Below are 20,673 nucleotides of genomic sequence, written 5' to 3' on the forward strand. Positions count from 1 at the left end.
ACTCGACCGACAACTCCGGTCAGGTCAACACCGACGTCGATGTGGACACCACCGTCGACGCCGGCCTGTTCTGAGCCGGACCACCAACGCCGCTGGCGGGGATCAACCACGATCCCCGCCAGTCGGCACGTCTACCGTTGACTCACCGGCCCACCCGGACACGAGGACTTCATGACGCAAGGCAACGACCCGCGACCGGCCAGACAAACTTCGGCCGGCGAGCCGGCCAGACAAATCAAGGTCATCGTCGAACTGATCGACCACAGCAGCAGGATCGCCGCGGCCAACGATCGCGCCGATCTGGTCGAGCGGCTGGCCAAGGCGAAGGACCGCATCACCGACCCGCAGATCCGGGTGGTGATCGCCGGTCAGCTCAAGCAAGGCAAGAGCCAGCTGTTGAACTCGCTTCTGAACGTTCCGGTCTCGCGGGTCGGTGATGACGAGAGCACGGTGCTACCGACCGTGGTGACCTACGGCGAGAACGCCGCCGCCAAGCTCATCGTGGCGCGCGGCGAGGGCGAGGAACCCGAGGCCGTCGACATTCCGATGGCCGACATCAAGAACGATCTTCGTCGGGCGCCGCAGGCCCACGGGCGTGAGGTGATCCGCGTGGAGGTGACCGCGGCCAGCCCGCTGCTCAAGAACGGGCTCGCGTTCGTCGACACCCCGGGCGTCGGCGGGCACGGCCAACCTCATCTCTCCGCGACGTTGGGCCTGCTGCCCGATGCCGACGCGCTGCTGATGTGCAGCGACACCAGCCAGGAGTTCACCGAGCCCGAGATGACGTTCATGCGACAAGCGTTCGAGATCTGCCCTGTCGCAACGATCATCGCGACCAAGACCGACCTCTATCCGCACTGGCGCCAGATCGTCGAGGCCAACAAGGCGCACCTGCAGCGGGCCGGTGTCAACGTCCCGATGATCCCTGCCTCCTCGCTGCTGCGCAGCCACGCGATCGCGCTCAATGACAAGGAACTCAACGAGGAGTCGAACTTTCCGGCCATCGTGAAGTTCCTCAGCGAGCAGGTGCTGGCGTTGCAGAACGACCGGATCCGCGACCACGTCGTCAACGAGATCTATTCGGCCGCCGAACATTTGACGCTCAAGGTCAAGACCGAGCTGGCAGCGCTCAACGACCCCGACACGCGGGACCGATTGAAGGCGGACCTCGAGCGGCGTAAGCAGGAAGCCCAGGACGCGTTGCAGCAGACCGCGCTGTGGCAACAGGTGCTCAACGACGGAATCGCCGATCTCACCGCCGATGTCGACCACGACCTGCGTGGGCGGTTCCGCGTCATCGGCCAACACATCGAGAAGGTCATCGACACCTGCGACCCGACCCATCACTGGGCCGAAATCGGCGCCGAGCTCGAGAATGCGGTCGCCACGGCTGTGGGGGACAACTTCGTCTGGGCTTATCAACGGGCCGAGGCACTGGCCGCCGAGGTCGCACGCACGTTCGTCGAGGCGGGTCTTGACGCGGTCAGCATGCCCCAGCTCGACCCCAGCCGGATGGGCGCCAGCCTCGGGGAGATGAAATCTCTGAACAAGCTGGAGGCCAAGCCGGTCCGTGCGGGGCGCAAGCTGACGATGGGCATGCAGGGGTCATACGGCGGGGTCCTGATGTTCGGCATGATGACGTCGTTCGCGGGTTTGGGCATGTTCAACCCCATCTCGCTGGGGGCGGGGTTGTTGATGGGGCGGACGGCGTATCGCGAGAACATGGAGAACCGGATGCTGCGGGTGCGCAACGAGGCCAAGACGAACACCCGCCGCTTCCTGGACGACACACAGTTCGCGGTGGGCAAGGAATCGCGCGACCGGCTCAAGGCGATTCAGCGGCAGTTGCGTGATCACTACCGCGGAATCGCCAACCAGACGTCCAGATCCCTCAACGAGTCTTTGCAGGCGACCATCGCCGCGGCCCAAGTGCAGGAGGCCGAACGCAGCGGCCGGGTCAAAGAACTCGAGCGTCAACTGAACATCCTCGATCAGGTCACCGAGCACGCGACCAAACTGATGCCGGCAAAATCCGCGCCCGAACCCGTCAGGACCACATAGCGGCGGCGGTGCATAAGCTGGACTCTCGGCCATCGCCGAACGCCGGAGAGCAGCCAGGAGCATTGGTGGGCAGCGCGAAATGAGCACGAGCGATCAGGTGCGCGCGATCCTGGGCGGAACCATCCAGGCGTACCGGGCCGATCCTGCTTATCGTCATCGCCCCGATGTGCACAGTGAGCTGGAGCGCATCGGCGGTCGGCTCAACCAACCGATCCGGATCGCGTTGGCCGGAACGCTCAAAGCGGGCAAGTCGACTCTGGTGAATGCGCTTGTGGGCGAGGACATCGCGCCGACGGACGCCACCGAGGCCACTCGGATCGTGACGTGGTTCCGGCACGGTCCCACACCGAAGGTGACCGCGAATCATCGCGGCGGCAGGCGATCCAACGTGCCGATCGGGCGCGATCCCAACGAGGGCGGGCTGACGTTCGACTTCGCCACGCTCGACCCCGGGGACATCGTCGACCTGGACGTGGAGTGGCCGGCCGCCGAGCTGATCGACACCACGATCATCGACACCCCGGGGACGTCGTCGTTGTCCCGCGACGTCTCGGAGCGCACCCTGCGTCTGCTGGTCCCCGAGGACGGGGTGCCCAGGGTCGACGCGGTGGTCTTCCTCCTGCGGACGCTGAACGCCTCCGATATCGCGCTGCTCAAGCAGATCGGTGAGTTGGTCGGCGGTTCCGCGGGAGCGCTGGGCGTGATCGGGGTGGCCTCTCGCGCCGACGAGATCGGGGCCGGGCGGATCGATGCGATGCTGTCGGCCAGGGACGTCGCGACGCGGTTCACCGCCGAGATGGAGAGGACCGGGACGTGTCAGGCGGTGGTGCCGGTGTCGGGCCTGCTGGCGCTGACGGCACGGACCCTGCGGCAGAGCGAGTTCGTCGCGTTGGAGAAGCTCGCCGGGGTGGACGCCGCCGAGCTGACCAAGGCGATGCTGTCGGTGGACCGCTTCGTTCGCGAGGACAGTGAGTTGCCGGTGGACGCCGCCGCCCGGGCGGCACTGCTGGACCGGTTCGGCATGTTCGGGATCCGGATCTCGATCGCGGTGTTGCGCGCCGGTGTGCGAGATTCGGTGGCGCTGGCCGACGAGTTGTTGGAACGCAGCGGGTTGGTGGCGTTGCGGGAGGTCATCGATCAGCAGTTCGCGCAGCGGTCGGAGCTGCTCAAGGCGCACACCGCCTTGCTGTCGCTTCGGCGGTTCGTACAGGCCAACCCGATCTACGCGACCCCTTACATACTGGCCGACATCGACCCGCTGCTTGCCGACACGCACGCGTTCGAAGAGCTGCGATTGTTGAGCCAATTACGTTCGCGGCCAACAACTTTCAACGACGACGAGATGGTCTCGCTGCGACGGATCATCGGTGGTTCGGGTACCGATGCGGCCAGCAGGTTGGGCCTGCAACCGGACAATCCCTACGACGGACCGCGCGCGGCGTTCGCGGCCGCACAGCGCTGGCGCAGGCGTGCCGAGCATCCGTTGAACGACCCGTTCACCACCCGGGCGTGCCGGGCGGCGGTACGCAGCGCCGAGGCGTTGGTGGCCGAGTACGCGGCTCTCGGGCGGGCCTGACGACCGGGCCTAAGGGGTAGGCGGCGCCGTCACCGTCTCGGTCACCGTTTCGGTGCTGGTCTCGGTGCTGATGATCGTGGTCGGCGGTTGGGTGGTCGTGGTGGTCGTCGTGGTGGTCGTGGTCGGCTCCGTGGTGGTGGCCGTCGGTGGTGCGGTGACGGTCTCGGTCACGGTCTGCGGAGCCTGCGTCGTGGTGGCGGTAACTGGAGACCGCGTCGTGGTGGTCAGCGGCGTCAGCGACGTGGTTTCGGTGGTGGAGTCGTCGCCACTGATCAGGCTCGCGAGCCCCCACACGATGAGGGCGATCAACAGGGCGCCGATCGCGCCGAAGGCGACCAGCGCAGCGGGCTTGCGGTACCACGGAACGGGCTCTTCGGGCGGCAGCCCGGTGCCGTCGCCGTAATTGAGGTACGCCGTGGGCTCGTTGTCGGGATGGTTCGGGTCGTCAGGAGGTCCGTATCGCGCCACGGCCATCGATACTAGGCGTTCAGGGCAGGGGATAGAGCGTGCGCGTCACATTCGTCCGGGGTCGGCGCGTCGTGCGGGTCGTGATCGCCTCGTCTGTCTCGTCGGCCTCACTGGTGGGCGATCTCTCGGTGCTTGTTCGCTCAGTGCTTGTTGTCTGGGTGCTCGGGGTCTCGGTGCTCGGGGCCGTCGTCGCCGAGGTTGTCGGGTCGTTGATCTCTGTGGTCTGCGGAGGGCTGGTGCTCGTGATCGTTCCCGTGGTCGAGGTGGTGGCTGTTGGGGTCTCGGTCGCCGTGAACGCCGGCTCCACGACGTTCAGCGGCGCCTTCGTCGGTTCGTTGGACCGGCCACCGACGAAGGAAACCGCCAGCACCAGGATTCCGATCACGGCCAGGCCGAGCAGGCTCGCACCGACCAATTCCGGCGTGCGGTTGTACCAGGGCTGCGGTGACGGGTCCGCACCGCGGTCGTAGTCGCTGCTGTTGCCGCCGGGCACGGCCACTGATCGTAGGGCCGTTCGCCCGCGTGTGCCTGCTCAGCGAAGCTGCGGCAGCACTTCGCGGGTGAAGAACTCCAGGTGATCGAGGTCTGACATATCGAGAACCTGCAGGTACACGCGTTGCACACCGGCGTTGACGAACGGGGTCAGTCTGTCGGCGATCTCGGCGGGCGTGCCGACCGTGGGAGAGTTGCTGCGCAGCTCGTCGACCTCGCGGCCGATCGCGGCCGCCCTGCGGGCGATTTCGTGGTCGTCGCGGCCGGCGCACAACACGAACGCCGCGGAGTACGTCATCGAGTCGGCGGATCGCCCGGCATCAGACACGGTCGCCGCGACGCGCTCGAACTGGGTCTTGACCGTGTCGAGCGGAACGAACGGGACGTTGAACTCGGTGGCGTACTTCGCCGCCAGCGCCGGTGTCCGCTTGGCGCCCTGCCCGCCGATGATCAGCGGCGGGTACGGCGTCTGCGTGGGTTTGGGCAGGCCGGGCGAGTCGGCGACCGTGTAGTGCCGGCCGGAGTAGTCGAACGTCTCGCCCTGCGGCGTCGTCCACAGACCGGTGATGATCTCGAGCTGTTCGGTGAGCCGGTCGAAGCGTTCGCCAAGCGATGGGAACGGGATCGCGTACGCCTGATGCTCGGCCTCGAACCAGCCCGCGCCGATGCCGAATTCGACTCGGCCCCCGCTCATCTCGTCGACCTGGGCGACCGATATCGCCAACGGCCCCGGATGGCGGAAGGTCGCGGAGGTGACCATCGTTCCCAGGCGGATGGTGGATGTCTCGCGCGCGATACCCGCGAGCGTGACCCAGGAGTCGGTCGGGCCCGGCAGGCCGTCGCCGCTCATCGCGAGGTAGTGGTCGGATCGGAAGAACGCGGAGAAGCCGAGATCTTCCGCGGCTCGCGCGACCGCGAGTTGGTCGGCGTAGGACGCGCCCTGCTGCGGTTCGACGAAGACCCGGAAATCCACCGATGAGCTCACGGCTGCCAGCTTAGGCGGCGTGCAGGTTGGCCAGCGTGACGCTGATGCATGCTTCGATCTCGCTGAGATGGACCGCCGGGTGGCCGGGTAGCGGTGGGGCGGTCGAGTGGTAGTGCGCGCCGGTGGGCGTGGTGAACTCCGCGTGGTGGGTGCCGTCGACCTCGCACGTTTGCACCTGCCAGCCCGGTGCCTCCTTGACGTAGTTGCACCGCTCGCACATGCCCAGCCCGTTGACCAGATGCGTGGGGCCACCGCGACGATCCGGTAGCGCGTGATCGCGGTGGCGGATCGGCGCATCACAGTAGGGGGTGCGACATCGTTGATCGCGCAATCCGATGAAGCGGGCCATCGCCCGGGGGAAGCGCCTCGAGCGCGACTCCATCGCCACCAGCGCCCCCGAGTCCGGACGCTTGTACAGCCGCCGCAGCGTGGCCCGTGACCGCTGGTCTAGGGCGGCGCCAACGACCAGCGCGCGCGCCACCTCGGCCGGTATCGGACCATAACCGTCGACCAGCGCGGGGCTGGTGTCGCCGCCCAGCAACGCCTCATCCGACATCACCAGGTTCACCGCGATCGGCTCGGGCACCTCGGCCGGCCGACCGGTGACCCGTTCCACCAGGGTGTCGGCCATCACCTGACCTCGGCCCCGCCCGTCGAAAGTGGTGTCGGACGCACGCTTGAGCGCCGCGTAGACGGATACGCCCTGACGCATCGGCAGCAGCGCGGTCACGTAGGCCATGGTGTCGGGGGCAGGGCGGATGGTCACGGTGCGATCGGCCTCGGCTCTGGCCGCGCGCTCGACGAACGCGTGAGGATCGAGCCGGTAGGCGATGGCTTTGGCGTCGGCGGCTATCCGCGCGTCGCCCTTCCCCTCCAGAGCCCGCACATCCGAGCACATTTCGTCATCCAACGCGCGGCGGTCCGCCACGCTCAGACAGGCCGATTCGCGCACGATCAGTGTGGCCCGCCGTTCCGACAGGACACCGCTCTCCAATGCGGCCAGGGTATGCGGCATCTCATCGACCAACGCCTTGGCGAACCCGAGGTGGCGACCACCTTGCGACGGCGAAACGCGCCGCGCCAAGGCGATCTCGCTGGAAACCCCGCGACCCCGTTTGGCCGCGGGCACACCGGCGGCGGCCTCACCGGCGCGCCGTGAAGCGTCCAGCAGCGCCGAAGCCCGGGCCTGCCCCGCCGCGGCGGCCGACTTCACCCGCTCCAACCAGGCGATCTGCTCGATCAGCGCAGCCTCGTCCGCATGCGGGTCCACCTCCGCCAGCGGCACATTATCGAACATGTGTTCGACACTAACATGCTCCACCGACGCGGAGGGCCGAAACGCGGCTACAGCCCCCGCCGGTTCGTGCGCACCGCGTCGACGACGTGTGCGTCGCCGTCGAATTCCACCCGGATCTCGTCGCGACCGGAGATGAACAGCAGCAACTCCTGTGGTTGGCCGACGATGGTCAGCGCGGGCCCTTTCCCGACGGTGGCGAGCACTTTGCCCTGCGGGGTACGCAGGGTGATTCGGGCAGGCGCCTTGGCCAGCGTCAGCCGGGCCATCACCGGAAGGGAACGATTCAGTGCCGACGCCGTCGCATCATCGAGAGGCCTTGGCTGCCAACCGGATTGGGCGCGACGGACGTCCTCGTGGTGGATGAACATCTCGCCCATGTTGGCCACGGGGTCGAGCAGCTTGAACGGGGAGAACAGCGGCGGGCCCGAGGCGACCTTGTCGAGCAGTTCCTCCCAGTCGGAGCCCTGGGCCGTTTGCCGCTGCACCCTGTCTGTGTAACCGGCGAGTGCGGGGATCATGATGCCCGGCGTGGCGTCGAGCCTGCGTTCGCGCACCACCAGGTGCGCGGCAAGGTCGCGCGTCGTCCAGTCCCCGCACAGCGTGGGGGCGTCGGGCCCCACTTCGCGCATGGTCTCGACGAGGGCGGCGCGTTCCCGTTGTGCGGCGGTCATCCCTTCACCTTAGGGACGGCCGCAAACCGCGGCCGCCATCGCGGTGTAGCCGTCGGCGAGCGCGCGCAGTTGTCCCGCCCCGTCGCCGGAGTGGGACGCGCCGTGCATCAGGGCCAGCGTCGTCGGCTTCAGGTCGGCCAGCTGGTGCAGCGTCGGTTGCAGGTTGGTGGTCAGGCCTGTGGCGTGGAAGAACCCCTCGGCGGCCAGTGCGGGTTCGACGACGTCGGCTTCGGTGATCGCCGGTCCTGCCCCAACATGGGTGAACAGGTCGCCGGCGAGCAGCGTCGAGGTGGTCTCGTCGAACCACAGCCCCGCTTCCCAGTTGTGTGGCACGTGCGGGGTGGCGATGAAGCGCAGCCGATGCCCGCCGATGTCGTGCACGCCGTCTTCGGGCGCGGCGACCGGGGGGCGGTCGCACAGGTCGGTCAGCGACAGCATGCACGCCAGTGCGCTGTGGATGACCTCGGCGTTGGGCGCGGCGTCGAGCAGCAGGTTGACCGCGCCGCACTCGTCGGCTTCCAAGTGCCCAAACGAGATCCAGCGGAGCTTCTCCAGCGGCACCACTCGGTTGATGGCCTCCGACACGAACGGAAAGAACTGGCGGTGGCCGCAGTGGAACAGGAACGGCTCGTCACCGGTCATCAGGAACTGATTGAAGGTGAAGCCGTGCTCGGTGATGCCCGGCACGAAGGTGGACAGCCGGTAGACGTCCGGCCCGATCTCGTCGACGACGGTCTCCATGCGGCTATGGTGCGCCGATTTCTGCACCAAGGCTGCCGATCGTCTCAGTTGACCCGGTTGGGAACAAACTCCGCGGGTACCCCGTTGAAACCTTCGTTACTTGAGTGCATCAGACTCAAGTCCGAGTTGACAGGGTAGGGTTCGTCGGCGCAGGCTTGAGTGCGGTGCACTCAGCCCGAAAGAGTGCAGTGCACTCGGCCCGAATGAGTGCAGTGCACTCGAGACCACTAGCAGGACTATCCAGGAGGAAACAACATGGCTCGTGCGGTCGGAATCGACCTCGGGACCACCAACTCCGTCGTCGCGGTACTGGAGGGTGGCGATCCCGTTGTGGTCGCGAACTCCGAGGGCTCCCGCACCACGCCGTCCGTCGTCGCGTTCGCGCGCAACGGGGAGGTGCTGGTCGGCCAGCCCGCCAAGAACCAGGCGGTGACCAACGTCGACCGGACCATCCGTTCGGTCAAGCGGCACATGGGCACCGACTGGTCCGTGGAGATCGACGGTAAGAAGTACACGGCGCAGGAGATAAGCGCCCGGACGCTGCAGAAGCTGAAGCGCGACGCGGAGAGCTACCTCGGTGAGGACATCACCGACGCGGTCATCACCGTGCCTGCCTACTTCAACGACGCCCAGCGTCAGGCGACCAAGGAGGCCGGCCAGATCGCCGGACTCAACGTGCTGCGAATCGTCAACGAACCGACCGCCGCAGCGCTGGCGTACGGCTTGGACAAGGGCGAGAAGGAACAGACGATCCTGGTCTTCGACCTCGGCGGCGGCACGTTCGACGTCTCGTTGCTCGAGATCGGTGAGGGCGTCGTCGAGGTGCGCGCCACCAGCGGTGACAACCACCTGGGCGGCGACGACTGGGACGACCGGATCGTGGAGTGGCTGGTCGACAAGTTCAAGGGCACCTCCGGCATCGACCTGACCAAGGACAAAATGGCGATGCAGCGGCTGCGTGAGGCCGCCGAGAAGGCCAAGATCGAGCTGAGCTCGAGCCAGAGCACCTCGATCAACCTGCCCTACATCACCGTCGACGCGGACAAGAACCCCTTGTTCCTCGACGAGCAGCTGACGCGTGCCGAATTCCAGCGCATCACCCAGGATCTGCTCGACCGCACCCGCCAGCCGTTCCAGCAGGTGGTCAAGGACGCCGGTATTTCGGTGTCCGACATCGACCACGTTGTGCTGGTCGGCGGCTCGACCCGCATGCCCGCGGTGTCGGATCTGGTCAAGGAGATGACCGGCGGCAAGGAGCCCAACAAGGGTGTCAACCCCGACGAGGTCGTCGCGGTCGGCGCCGCCCTGCAGGCCGGCGTGCTCAAGGGTGAGGTGAAAGACGTTCTGCTGCTTGACGTCACGCCGCTGTCCCTCGGTATCGAGACCAAGGGTGGCGTGATGACCAAGCTGATCGAGCGCAACACCACCATCCCGACCAAGCGGTCGGAGACCTTCACCACCGCCGACGACAACCAGCCGTCGGTGCAGATCCAGGTCTATCAGGGTGAGCGCGAGATCGCCGCGCACAACAAGCTGCTCGGCAGCTTCGAGCTGACCGGTATCCCGCCGGCTCCGCGCGGTGTGCCCCAAATCGAGGTCACCTTCGACATCGACGCCAACGGCATCGTGCACGTGACCGCGAAGGACAAGGGCACCGGCAAGGAGAACACGATCCGCATCCAGGAAGGCTCCGGCCTGTCCAAGGAAGAGATCGACCGGATGGTCAAGGACGCCGAGGCGCACGCCGAGGAGGACCGTAAGCGTCGCGAGGAGGCCGACGTCCGCAACCAGGCGGAGTCGCTGGTCTACCAGACCGAGAAGTTCGTCTCCGAACAACGAAACGCTGAAGGCGGCTCCAAGGTCCCCGAGGACACGCTGGCCAAGGTGGACTCCGCGATCGCCGATGCCAAGAAGGCGCTCGAGGGCACCGACATCGCCGACATCAAGTCCGCCATGGAGAAGCTCGGCGTCGAGTCGCAGGCCCTCGGCCAAGCCATCTACGAGGCTACCCAGGCCGAGCAGGGGGCGAGCGGCGGTGCCGACGCCGGTGCGGCGGACGACAACGTCGTGGATGCCGAGGTCGTCGACGATGATTCTGACAAGGAGAACAAGTGACAGGAAACGATCCGCACGAGCCGGTGACCGTCACCGACAAACGGCGCATCGATCCGGTCACCGGTGAAGTGAGAGAGGCAGGTTCGGGTCCGGCGCCGGATGCGGAGCCGGACGCGGCCGCTGCGACGGCGGCAGGGGAGGAGGCCGACAAGGCCTCCGAACTGCTCGCCGATCTGCAGAGGGTGCAAGCCGATTTCACGAACTACCGCAAGCGGGCGTTGCGCGATCAGCAGGTGGCGGCGGACCGGGCGAAAGCATCGGTCATCTCGCAGCTGCTGCCGATCCTCGACGACCTCGACCGGGCCCGAAGTCACGGTGACCTCGAGAGCGGTCCGCTCAAGGCAGTGGCCGACAAGTTGGTGAACACCCTTGAGGGGCTGGGGCTTTCGGGATTCGGCGCCGAGGGCGACGACTTCGACCCCGAACTTCACGAGGCCGTGCAGCACGAGGGTGAGGGCACTCACCCCGTCATAGGCACCGTGATGCGACGCGGTTACAAGGTAGGCGATCAGGTCGTGCGCCATGCCATGGTCGGTGTGGTGGACACGGTTCCCGAGGACGCTGCCCACGGCGATGACGACGCCGCGGGTGACGGTGCGCCGGAAGTCGAAGCCGAATGACGAGGAGGTGGCGCGGATTCGCCCGAGGGGGCGAATTCTGCGTCACCCTCGACTCGGAGGAAACGATGAATCCGACGCGATTCGTCGGCAACCAGCAAAATCTGAAGTGAGACTGCGATAAACCTACAAGAGCGAAAGGAGGTGACGCGGCATGGCCCCGCGTGAGTGGGTCGAAAAGGACTTCTACAAGGAACTCGGCGTCTCCTCTGACGCCAGCGATCAGGACATCAAGCGGGCGGCCCGAAAGCTGCTCGCGGAGAACCATCCCGACCGCAACCCCGGGAACTCGACCGCCGAAGAGCGGTACAAGGCCGTTTCGGAGGCCAAGGAGGTGCTCACCGATCCGGCCAAGCGCAAGGAGTACGACGAGACCCGGCGGCTGTTCGCCAACGGCGGTTTCGGTCGCGGCAGGTTCGGCGGCGGCGGGGGCTTCGGCGGATTCGGTGGCGGTGACGGCGCCGAGTTCAACCTGAACGACCTGTTCGATGCGGCGGGCCAGACCGGCGGGGCCAACATCGGCGACCTGTTCGGTGGTCTCTTCGGCCGAGGCGCCCAGCAGCCCCGGCCCAGCAGGCCGCGCCGCGGCAACGACCTCGAAACCGAGGCGGAGCTGTCGTTCCTGGAAGCCACCAAGGGTGTGGCGATGCCGTTGCGGCTCACCAGTCCCGCGCCGTGCACGAACTGTCATGGCAGCGGCGCCCGTCCCGGCACGAGTCCGAAGGTCTGCCCGAACTGCAACGGGTCCGGGGTGATCAACCGCAACCAGGGCGCGTTCGGATTCTCCGAGCCGTGCACCGAGTGCCGTGGCAGCGGGTCGATCATCGAGCACCCCTGTCAGGAGTGCAAGGGTACCGGGGTCACCACCCGCACCCGCACGATCAACGTTCGGATCCCGCCGGGCGTGGAGGACGGTCAACGGATTCGGTTGGCCGGCCAGGGCGAAGCGGGTCTGCGCGGCGCACCGTCGGGCGACCTTTATGTCACCGTTCATGTGCGGCCCGACAAGGTGTTCGGCCGCGACGGCGACGATCTGACCGTCACCGTACCCGTCAGCTTCCACGAATTGGCGTTGGGCACAACGCTTTCGGTGCCGACGCTCGAGGGTAAGGTCGGTGTGCGGGTCCCCAAGGGCACCTCCGACGGACGCATCCTGCGCGTGCGCGGTCGTGGTGTTCCGAAACGCTCTGGCGGACACGGCGATCTGCTGGTGACGGTGAAGGTGGCGGTGCCGCCGAATCTGGAGGGCGAGGCCGCCGAGGCGTTGGAGGCCTATGCGAAGGCGGAACGGGCCAGTGGCTTCGATCCGCGGGCCGGATGGGCAGGTGCGTGATGGCAGCGAAACGGTCCAATGACGAGGCCCGCACGTTCCTGATCTCCGTGGCCGCGGAGCTGGCCGGCATGCATGCCCAGACGCTGCGCACCTATGACCGGCTCGGACTGGTGCGACCGCAGCGCACCTCCGGCGGCGGCAGGCGTTACTCGCAGCACGACGTCGAGTTGCTCCGGGAGGTGCAGCGGCTGAGCCAGGACGAGGGTGTCAACCTGGCCGGCATCAAGCGCATCATCGAACTGACCAACCAGGTCGAAGCGCTGCAGGCGCGGGTGCGGGAGCTGACCGACGAAGTGGAGTCGCTGCGCGGGTCTCCACGCCGCGACCTCGCCGTGATGCCGAAGAGCACCGCGGTCGTGGTCTGGCAGCCCGGCGCCGGTCGGCGGCGACGGCAGGCGGAGTAGAGCTTCGTCAACCAATCGTGATCGAGAACCGAGCGGTCTCCGGCTTGTCGGGGGCCGCTTTTCGGTATCCGCCTCTGCATAGCGCATCCGTCGGAGCGGCCATCGGTTCGATGCCGATCAGGTCGTCGTTCGGGGGTGCGAAGAGTTGCGCTGCGGGATAACCGCTTTCGAAGGTCACGTCGATCCGGCGCCCGCCTCCGGTGAGGGTGAACACCGCGCCTTCGGGCACCTGGTCGAAACCGTCGTCGTAGGCGGTGACCATCAGGGTCTGCTCACCGCCGGGCCAGGGCTTGTGCGCGCCGGTGGGTATGCCCTTGTCGTCCACCGGCAGGTGGCGCATCGCCGGGGTGCTCAACGTCCACTCCTCGCGCGGCACGCCGGGGATCTTGACGTACGGGTGATAGCCGAAGCACAGCGGTACGGCCACCGACGAGGTGGGCGTCACGGTGGTCTCGATGGTGAGCCTGCGGGCGTCGAGCGTGACGTGTTGAGTGAGCATGTGCGGAAAGGGAAACGCCGCGAGCAGTTGTGCGTCGGCGCCGTAGTCGAGCACTGCGGTCATGCTGTTGTCCGTACGGTCGCTGACTTCCCAGCCGGGGTAGGCGGCGAGCACGCCGTGAATCGGCGCGCCGTGGTCATCGGTTCGAACCCCACCTGTCCCCGGAGTCAGGGTGACCACGGACCCGTCGACCTCATAGCTGTTGGCGCTCAACCGGTTCGCCCACGGATACAGGATGGGGATCCCCATCGTCTTGCCATTGTTCACATAGGCCGTCAAACCGCGGCGCTGACCGAGGAACTCATCACCCGACTCCGCCAGCGACGTGCCCACCATGCCCGCGGCGGGGACGAACGTCGCGGTCAGGTCCGACGACGAATCCCTCAGCGTGACGGCATCGAAGTCAACCACGAGACGATCGTCCCACGCTGCAGACGGAGTCGGCGCCTTACCGGTTTGTGAATCTGGCGACGCTCAGAGCGCCGAAACCGTCGCCGGATGCACAATTCAGCGATATGGGCGCGGGTCAGTCGGAGCGGGCGCCGCGCGACGCGTCAGGAGGCCAGCGGATCGTGCTGAATGCGTTCGGCCGGTGCCCCTTTGGCGATCAGGGCGGCCTTGGTCGCCGTCACCATGGCCGGACTGCCACAGATCAAAATCTGCCGGTCGCCCCAGTTGCCGTATCGGGTGACGACGTCGGCCAGCGTGCCGGTCTGTCGCACGTGCAGGCCGCGGGGTGGTCGCACATCCGGATAGTCCGCGGCCCACGGCGGGTCGACGTTGAACTCCGAGACCGGCGTGACCGAGAGCCAGGGGTTCTGTGAGGCGATCTCCCACAGAGTGCGGAGGTCGTAGAGGTCGCACGGATACCGTCCGCCGAAGAACAGGTGCACCCGCGGGTTGACGGCCCAACGGCTCAGATCCATGATCAGCGCCCGCAGTGGCGCCAGCCCGGTGCTGCCCGCCACCATCAGTACGTCGCCGCCGTCGCGGTCCACGTGCAGCCCACCGTGCGGATGGGACAGTCGCCATCGGTCGCCGGGTGTCGTCTCGGCGACGATGGCGGTGCTGACCATCCCACCGGGTACCGAGCGGATGTGGAACTCGATGCCACCGCCGGGTTCGGTCGGGATCGACGGGCTCAGGTACCGCCACCGGCGCGGCCACTGCGGGATTTGAACCGTCACGTACTGGCCCGGGTGGTAGAACAACGGCTGATCCAATTGCAACCGCACGACGGAGACGTCGCGGGTGACGCGCATGTGCTCGACGACCGTGCCGTCGCAGTATGGCGGGCCCGTCTCCGCGTCGGCGGCGCCACGCATCACCCCGACCATCAACGCGACCGCGTCGTGCGTGGCCTCGGCCAGCCGGTCGTCCCAGCTCGCGGCGAAGTGATTGCGGAAACCGGCATACAACGCGGTTTGCATGCTCTCGTAATGTCGTTGCGTCACACCGTATTTGCGGTGGTCGCGGCCCAGTTGGGCGAGGAATGCCACGGGCTCCTGCGCTCGTTGGGCGACGAGTTCATCGAGAACCCAGGTGACGGCGTGCGCGAACCGCCGGCGTTGCTCGTCCATGTCCGGCGGGAACAGGTCGCGCACCGAGATGTCGATCGCGAACCAGTGGCTGTAGAAACTCCGGATCAGGTCGGAGCCGAGCGCGGGATCGACCGCGTCGCGCAGCATGCGCAGCGCGTCACGGTCGTCGAGTCCCACGCGGCCCGAGTGTATGTCAGGTCGGCTACGTCTCTCGCCGGCGAAGTGCCGCCAGCACGATCAGCGCCGCGCCGACGGCGGTCCAGCAGGCCAGCACGATGACCGGCACAGCGCCGCCGGACCCGTCGAAGAACGCCGCCGACCGCAGCAGGGTGGCGTTGGCGCCCTGCGGAAGGAACTGCCCGAAATGCCCCCATCCGCTCGGCAGCAGTTCGGGAGCGCTGTTCAGACCGGAGAGCGGGTTGCCGACGAGAAGGGCGAACACCGCGCCCAGCGCCAAGCCGACGCGGCCGAACAGCGATCCCAGGCCCAGCAGCGTCAACCCCATGGCCAGCGTGCCCAGCGTCAGCGCACCGGCGACGCCCCAGAAGTTCGCGTCGAACGATCTCAGCACCCAGCGCAGCAGCGCGGCGATGGACAGGCCGGCGACACCGGCGAAGACCACGGCGGCGGCGAACCGAGTCCACACCTCGCGCTTGAGCGCGAGCATCAACGCGATCGCGGGCAGAAGTCCGGCAAGGGTGATGGGCAGCGCCGACGCGGCCAGGCCGGCGCCGCGTGGATCGTCGGCGGTCGGCGGCGCCAGATCCTCGACCTGCAACTGAGTGCCGGTCTTCTGCGCAATGCCGCTGCCGATCTGCGTCAACATCTGGGCGATCATCGGGCTGCCGCCGGTGGCGATCATCAGCGTGGGTCCGTCGGGCCCGAGTGCGATGCCGCCGTAGACGTCACGCGCGCTGATCGCTTCACGCAGCGCGTCCGCGCTGGGGTAATAGGTGACCGAGAACGCGCCCGGCGCGTGCTGTTCCATCGTGGCGGCCAGTTGTCCGCTCGCCGCCTGAGGGCCCGCGGCGCCGATCGGCACGTCGTGCGGAGCGGTGCGGGCCGCGGGCAGCGCGAAGGCCAACGCGACGATCGCGATGACGACGGTGAGCACCACGACAACGCCTGTCGCCCGTATCGCGGCAGGTGCTTCGTGGACCGGTGATGCGTGGGTGGAGCGCGCGGGGGTTTCGGTAGTCATGGCCGTGTCTTTTCATTCGTCGTTGAATTAATGCGCACCGGCAGCGTATAACCGCAGACGACAAATTTCAACAACTATTGAAATGATAGCCTCGAGGAATGGCGTCACCAGCAAAAACAGCCCGCCGCCGAGGCCGCCGCCAGGGTGAGCCGGTGTCGCGTGATGCGGTGCTCGCCGCGGCCCGCAAGCGGTTCGGCGCCGGGGGTTATGAGAAGACGACGCTGCGCGCGATCGCCCGCGACGCCCACGTCGACCCCTCGATGGTGCTTTATCTGTTCGGATCCAAGGCCGAGTTGTTCCGGGCGTCGCTCAACGTGGTCGTCGACCCCGGGGCCCTGGTCTCCGCGCTCGCCGGTGGTCCCGACGACGATCCCGACATCGGCACCCGCATGGTGCGCGCTTACCTGCGGATCTGGCAATCACCCGAATCGGGCCCGACGATGGTCGCGATGTTGCAGTCGGCCACCTCGAACTCCGACGCTCATGAAGCGTTCCGCGGGTTCATGCAGGACTATGTGCTGAGCGCGGTGTCCGAGGAACTCGGGGGAGGGGGGCAGGCCCGGCTGCGCGCGCTGCTGGCCGCCAGCCAACTCGTGGGCACGGCGATACTGCGCTTCGTCATGAAGATTCCACCGTTGGCCACGCTGCCCGACGACGACCTGGTGCGGCTTCTGGCTCCGACGGTCACGCGATACCTCACCGCCGACGCGGCCGATCTCGGGCTGCCGGCGTTCGACGAGTCATAACCCGTGAATGCCCTTGTACAGCACCATGAGACCGATCACGACGAGAATGCCCGCCATCAGGACGGCGTGCTGGCGGTCCATCCAATCCTTGAGCCGGGTCAGCGGTCGGTCCAGGCGGTCACCGGAGACGGCGTAAGCCAAGATCGGCAGCGCCACAGTCGATCCGGCCACGATCACGAACCACGCGACGGCCAGCCAGTCATCGCGTGAGCCACCGGCGGCGCTGCCGATCGCCAAACCCGCTGCGGCACAGATGAACAAGACTTTCGGGTTGACGACGGTCAAGGCCATCGCCGCGCCTCCTGCCCGCAACGGGCTCAAGGTGCTCAGGCTCTGCATCCAGCGAGGTTTGTGGGCTGACTTCTTCCGGTTGAGCCACCGGTGAATGCCGAAAACGATGAGTGCCGCACCGACCACGATCCGCAACCAGGACGCCCATCCCGGCGGTTGGCCCTCGCGCCCACCCATCAAGCTGGACACCTGGAGGAAGACGCTCGTCAGCACTGCCAACCCGATGAGCCATCCCGCCAGGAAGGCCAGTCCGGTCGGGCGCGGCCGCGGTGTGTGCAGCACGAGCACAGCGGGGATGATCGACAGCGGCGAGAGCGCCACCACCAACGCCAACGGGATCAATTCGGTCAGCACCGATCCCTTGTCCACGAAGCCGAACCTTATCGGAATGCCCGCTGCCGGTGCGGTTCTTGTGCGCCAGATGGTGTGTCCGACGACTATCGCGATCAGACCGATCGCGTGGGGTGGTACTGGCAGGCCTTCCATTCGCCGCCCTCGCGCACGAAGTCGATGTCGAAGGTCTTGGTGCTGGGCTGGTTCGTGGCCGCGAACCGGACCGTGGCGACGGCCGACGACGGGGGCTTGCCCGCGATGGTCACCGAGTGGATCGAGATCCGGGTGGGACCGTCGGCCTGCCGGCCGGCATACCACTCGGCCTCGAACCCAGCGGCCCCGCGCATCGACGCGCAGACGTGCGTGGCGAACGACGCGAAGTCCACGCGGTTGTACGAGCCGTTCATGCCGTCGAGGACCGCGCGGACCTGCTCCTCGTCGCTGGCCGCGGCCGCGGGGGCGGCCAACGCTGACGAGACGGCCGCGCTCAGTGCGAAGCCCGCGATTGCAGCGGTGAGTCGACGCATGGGGACAAGCGTCGCTGATGCAGATGTGAAAGCTGTGGCAGTTGTGCGGCGTGTTGTTTTTAAAGCCAGAAGATGCGAAGGCCGGGTGGGGCGAAAACTGATTAGACTTGAGCGGAACAGACTCAAGATTGACGACGTTGCACTATCCGACAAGCATTTTTGCCAAGCCTCACGTACCTAGGAAAGGGAAGGTGTCGTGGACTCGTTCAACCCGACGACCAAGACTCAGGCGGCGCTGACCGCGTCGTTGCAGGCGGCCACCGCCGCAGGCAACCCGCAGATCACCCCCGCCCATCTGTTGATGGCTTTGCTGACCCAGAACGACGGCATCGCCGCACCCCTTCTCGAGGCCGTCGGCGTCGAGCCCGCGACCATCCGCGCGGAAACGCAGCGACTCCTCGACCGGCTACCCAGCGCCAGCGGTGCGGCCTCGCAGCCGCAGCTCGCTCCTCAGGCCTTGGCCGCGATCACCGCCGCCCAGAACCTGGCCACCGAGATGGACGACGAGTACGTCTCGACCGAACACCTGATGGTCGGCCTCGCTGGAGGCTTGGGCGGCTCGGCCGCCGCAGGCGACTCGGATACGGCGAAACTGCTCACCGGCCACGGGGCCTCCCCGCAGGCGCTTCGCGAGGCGTTCGTCAAGGTGCGCGGCAGCGCCCGGGTCACCAGCCCCGAACCCGAGGGCACCTATCAGGCGCTGGAGAAGTACTCCACCGATCTGACCGAACGGGCCCGGGAAGGCAAGCTCGACCCGGTCATCGGGCGTGACACCGAGATCCGCCGCGTCGTGCAGGTGCTGAGCCGTCGTACCAAGAACAACCCGGTGCTCATCGGTGAGCCCGGCGTCGGCAAGACCGCGATCGTCGAGGGCCTGGCCCAGCGCATCGTGGCGGGCGACGTGCCGGAAAGCCTGCGCGACAAGACCGTCGTCAGCCTGGACCTGGGCTCGATGGTTGCCGGCTCGAAATACCGCGGCGAATTCGAGGAACGGCTGAAGGCCGTGCTCGACGACATCAAGAACTCGGCGGGACAGATCATCACGTTCATCGACGAGCTGCACACCATCGTGGGCGCGGGCGCCACCGGCGACGGTTCGATGGACGCCGGCAACATGATCAAGCCGATGCTGGCCCGCGGCGAGCTGCGCTTAGTCGGTGCGACCACGCTCGACGAATACCGCAAGTACATCGAGAAGGACGCCGCGCTGGAGCGGCGCTTCCAGCAGGTCTTCGTCGGTGAGCCGTCGGTGGAAGACACCGTCGGCATCCTGCGCGGCCTCAAGGACCGCTACGAGGTGCACCACGGTGTGCGGATCACCGACTCCGCGCTGGTGTCGGCGGCGACGCTGTCCGACCGCTACATCACCTCGCGGTTCCTGCCGGACAAGGCGATCGACCTGGTCGACGAGGCCGCGTCCCGGCTGCGCATGGAGATCGACTCCCGGCCCGTCGAGGTCGACGAGGTCGAGCGGCTGGTGCGTCGCCTCGAGATCGAGGAGATGGCGCTTGCCAAAGAAGAAGACGATGCCTCCAAGGAACGGCTGGAGAAGCTGCGCGCCGAACTGGCCGAGAAAAAGGAAGAGCTGACAGCGCTTACCGCGAGGTGGCAGAACGAGAAGAACGCCATCGACATCGTCCGCGAGCTCAAGGAGCAGCTCGAGGCGCTGCGTGGTGAGGCCGACCGCGCCGAACGCGACGGCAACCTGGAGCGGGCCGCCGAACTGCGGTACGGCCGCATTCCCGAGGTGGAGAAGAAGCTCGACGCGGCGCTCCCGCATGCCGAGGCCCGTGAAGACCTCATGCTCAAGGAGGAGGTCGGACCCGACGACATCGCCGACGTGGTGTCGGCGTGGACCGGTATCCCCGCGGGCCGGATGCTCGAGGGCGAGACGGCCAAGCTGCTGCGCATGGAAGACGAGCTGGGCAAGCGGGTCGTCGGTCAGCGCAAGGCCGTCCAGGCGGTCAGCGACGCGGTGCGCCGGGCGCGCGCCGGCGTGGCCGACCCGAACCGTCCGACCGGTTCGTTCATGTTCCTGGGCCCGACCGGCGTCGGCAAGACCGAGCTGGCCAAGGCGCTGGCGGAGTTCCTGTTCGACGACGAACGCGCGATGGTCCGCATCGACATGAGCGAGTACGGCGAGAAGCACTCGGTGGCCCGCCTGGTGGGTGCGCCTCCCGGCTACGTCGGCTACGACCAGGGTGGTCAGCTGACCGAGGCGGTGCGGCGGCGCCCGTACACGGTGATCCTGTTCGACGAGATCGAAAAGGCCCACCCGGATGTGTTCGACGTGCTGCTGGCGGTGCTCGACGAGGGCAGGCTGACCGACGGCCAGGGCCGCACGGTCGACTTCCGCAACACGATCCTGATCCTGACGTCAAACCTGGGTGCCGGCGGTACCGAGGAACAGGTGATGGCCGCCGTGCGCGGGGCCTTCAAACCGGAGTTCATCAACCGGCTCGATGACGTGATCGTGTTCGACGGGCTCAATCCCGAGGAGCTGGTGCACATCGTCGACATCCAGCTCGAGCAGCTGGCCAAGCGGTTGGCGCAGCGCAGGCTCACCCTCGAGGTGTCCCTGCCCGCCAAGAAGTGGTTGGCCCAGCGCGGGTTCGACCCGCAGTACGGCGCCCGACCGCTTCGCCGATTGATCCAGCAGGCCATCGGCGACCAGCTGGCCAAGATGCTGCTGGCCGGCGACGTGCACGACGGCGACATCGTGCCGGTCAACGTGAGCCCCGACGGCGACTCACTGGTCCTGGGCTGAGCGATTCG

Annotated in this window: 19 protein-coding genes; 8 read left to right on the forward strand and 11 right to left on the reverse strand. The window is 67.2% G+C overall.

Going from position 1 to position 20,673, the window contains the following annotated elements; all coding sequences use genetic code 11:
- Positions 1-171: 171 nt before the first annotated feature.
- On the forward strand, positions 172-2,061 hold the full coding sequence (locus AU193_RS17425) for a dynamin family protein (protein ID WP_064423631.1): 1,890 nt from the start codon (positions 172-174) through the stop codon (positions 2,059-2,061).
- 79 nt (positions 2,062-2,140) lie between these two features.
- Positions 2,141-3,637 (forward strand): dynamin-like GTPase family protein, encoded by a 1,497-nt coding sequence (locus AU193_RS17430; RefSeq protein WP_064423632.1) that lies wholly within the window; start codon positions 2,141-2,143, stop codon positions 3,635-3,637.
- Between the two features lie 9 nt (positions 3,638-3,646).
- On the opposite strand, the gene AU193_RS17435 is transcribed toward AU193_RS17430, so the two are convergent.
- The 6 genes from AU193_RS17435 to AU193_RS17460 are packed head-to-tail and all read right to left on the reverse strand — an operon-like array spanning position 3,647 to position 8,291.
- Complete coding sequence (locus tag AU193_RS17435; RefSeq protein ID WP_064423633.1) at positions 3,647-4,111, reverse strand: hypothetical protein; 465 nt, start codon at positions 4,109-4,111, stop codon at positions 3,647-3,649.
- Positions 4,112-4,124: 13 nt separating this feature from the next.
- The gene (locus AU193_RS17440) at positions 4,125-4,598 is read right to left on the reverse strand and encodes a hypothetical protein (protein ID WP_156425274.1); all 474 of its coding nucleotides are present in this window, start codon (positions 4,596-4,598) and stop codon (positions 4,125-4,127) included.
- Positions 4,599-4,637: 39 nt separating this feature from the next.
- Positions 4,638-5,582 (reverse strand): LLM class F420-dependent oxidoreductase, encoded by a 945-nt coding sequence (locus AU193_RS17445; protein ID WP_082683032.1) that lies wholly within the window; start codon positions 5,580-5,582, stop codon positions 4,638-4,640.
- A 10-nt stretch (positions 5,583-5,592) separates the two neighbouring features.
- On the reverse strand, positions 5,593-6,879 hold the full coding sequence (locus AU193_RS17450; protein WP_064423636.1) for a DUF222 domain-containing protein: 1,287 nt from the start codon (positions 6,877-6,879) through the stop codon (positions 5,593-5,595).
- A 47-nt stretch (positions 6,880-6,926) separates the two neighbouring features.
- Positions 6,927-7,550, reverse strand: coding sequence for a TIGR03085 family metal-binding protein (locus tag AU193_RS17455; protein WP_064423637.1), 624 nt, complete (start codon positions 7,548-7,550; stop codon positions 6,927-6,929).
- A gap of 9 nt (positions 7,551-7,559) precedes the next feature.
- Positions 7,560-8,291, reverse strand: coding sequence for a hypothetical protein (locus AU193_RS17460; RefSeq protein WP_064423638.1), 732 nt, complete (start codon positions 8,289-8,291; stop codon positions 7,560-7,562).
- Between the two features lie 255 nt (positions 8,292-8,546).
- Between AU193_RS17460 and dnaK the strand changes: the two genes are divergently transcribed.
- The 4 genes from dnaK (at position 8,547) to AU193_RS17480 (ending at position 12,760) form a co-directional block, all read left to right on the forward strand.
- A complete protein-coding gene (gene dnaK, locus AU193_RS17465; RefSeq protein ID WP_064423639.1) occupies positions 8,547-10,406 on the forward strand; it encodes a molecular chaperone DnaK in 1,860 nt (619 codons plus the stop codon).
- Positions 10,403-11,026: a nucleotide exchange factor GrpE gene (grpE, locus tag AU193_RS17470; RefSeq protein WP_064423640.1), complete on the forward strand. Its 624-nt coding sequence runs from the start codon at positions 10,403-10,405 to the stop codon at positions 11,024-11,026. The genes dnaK and grpE overlap by 4 nt, the downstream gene beginning before the upstream one ends.
- Positions 11,027-11,177: 151 nt before the next feature.
- A complete protein-coding gene (gene dnaJ, locus AU193_RS17475) occupies positions 11,178-12,356 on the forward strand; it encodes a molecular chaperone DnaJ (RefSeq protein ID WP_064423641.1) in 1,179 nt (392 codons plus the stop codon).
- Positions 12,356-12,760, forward strand: a complete 405-nt coding sequence (locus AU193_RS17480) for a heat shock protein transcriptional repressor HspR (protein WP_064423642.1) — start codon at positions 12,356-12,358, stop codon at positions 12,758-12,760. Before dnaJ ends, AU193_RS17480 begins: the two co-directional genes overlap by 1 nt.
- Positions 12,761-12,767: 7 nt before the next feature.
- Here AU193_RS17480 and AU193_RS17485 read toward each other — a convergent pair whose 3' ends face one another.
- The 3 genes from AU193_RS17485 to AU193_RS17495 form a co-directional block, all read right to left on the reverse strand.
- Positions 12,768-13,670, reverse strand: a complete 903-nt coding sequence (locus tag AU193_RS17485; RefSeq protein WP_064423643.1) for an aldose 1-epimerase — start codon at positions 13,668-13,670, stop codon at positions 12,768-12,770.
- 143 nt (positions 13,671-13,813) lie between these two features.
- A complete protein-coding gene (locus tag AU193_RS17490; protein ID WP_064423644.1) occupies positions 13,814-14,977 on the reverse strand; it encodes an FAD-binding oxidoreductase in 1,164 nt (387 codons plus the stop codon).
- 25 nt (positions 14,978-15,002) lie between these two features.
- Positions 15,003-16,001: a hypothetical protein gene (locus tag AU193_RS17495; protein ID WP_064423645.1), complete on the reverse strand. Its 999-nt coding sequence runs from the start codon at positions 15,999-16,001 to the stop codon at positions 15,003-15,005.
- Positions 16,002-16,099: 98 nt separating this feature from the next.
- On the opposite strand from AU193_RS17495, the gene AU193_RS17500 reads away from it, so the two are divergent.
- Positions 16,100-16,747 (forward strand): TetR family transcriptional regulator, encoded by a 648-nt coding sequence (locus AU193_RS17500; protein WP_172798345.1) that lies wholly within the window; start codon positions 16,100-16,102, stop codon positions 16,745-16,747.
- Here the strand turns inward: AU193_RS17500 and AU193_RS17505 are convergent.
- Positions 16,742-17,392, reverse strand: a complete 651-nt coding sequence (locus tag AU193_RS17505; protein ID WP_253867934.1) for a GAP family protein — start codon at positions 17,390-17,392, stop codon at positions 16,742-16,744. The two genes, AU193_RS17500 and AU193_RS17505, sit on opposite strands and share 6 nt — an antisense overlap.
- 92 nt (positions 17,393-17,484) lie before the next feature.
- Entirely contained in the window at positions 17,485-17,898 is a 414-nt protein-coding gene (locus AU193_RS17510; RefSeq protein WP_064423647.1) for a hypothetical protein, read from the reverse strand.
- A 196-nt stretch (positions 17,899-18,094) separates the two neighbouring features.
- Here AU193_RS17510 and clpB point away from each other — a divergent pair, with 196 nt between their 5' ends.
- Positions 18,095-20,665, forward strand: a complete 2,571-nt coding sequence (clpB, locus tag AU193_RS17515) for an ATP-dependent chaperone ClpB (RefSeq protein WP_064423648.1) — start codon at positions 18,095-18,097, stop codon at positions 20,663-20,665.
- Positions 20,666-20,673: the final 8 nt, after the last annotated feature.

The sequence above is a fragment of the Mycobacterium sp. GA-1285 genome, from assembly GCF_001499905.1.
Classification (GTDB): Bacteria; Actinomycetota; Actinomycetes; order Mycobacteriales; family Mycobacteriaceae; genus Mycobacterium.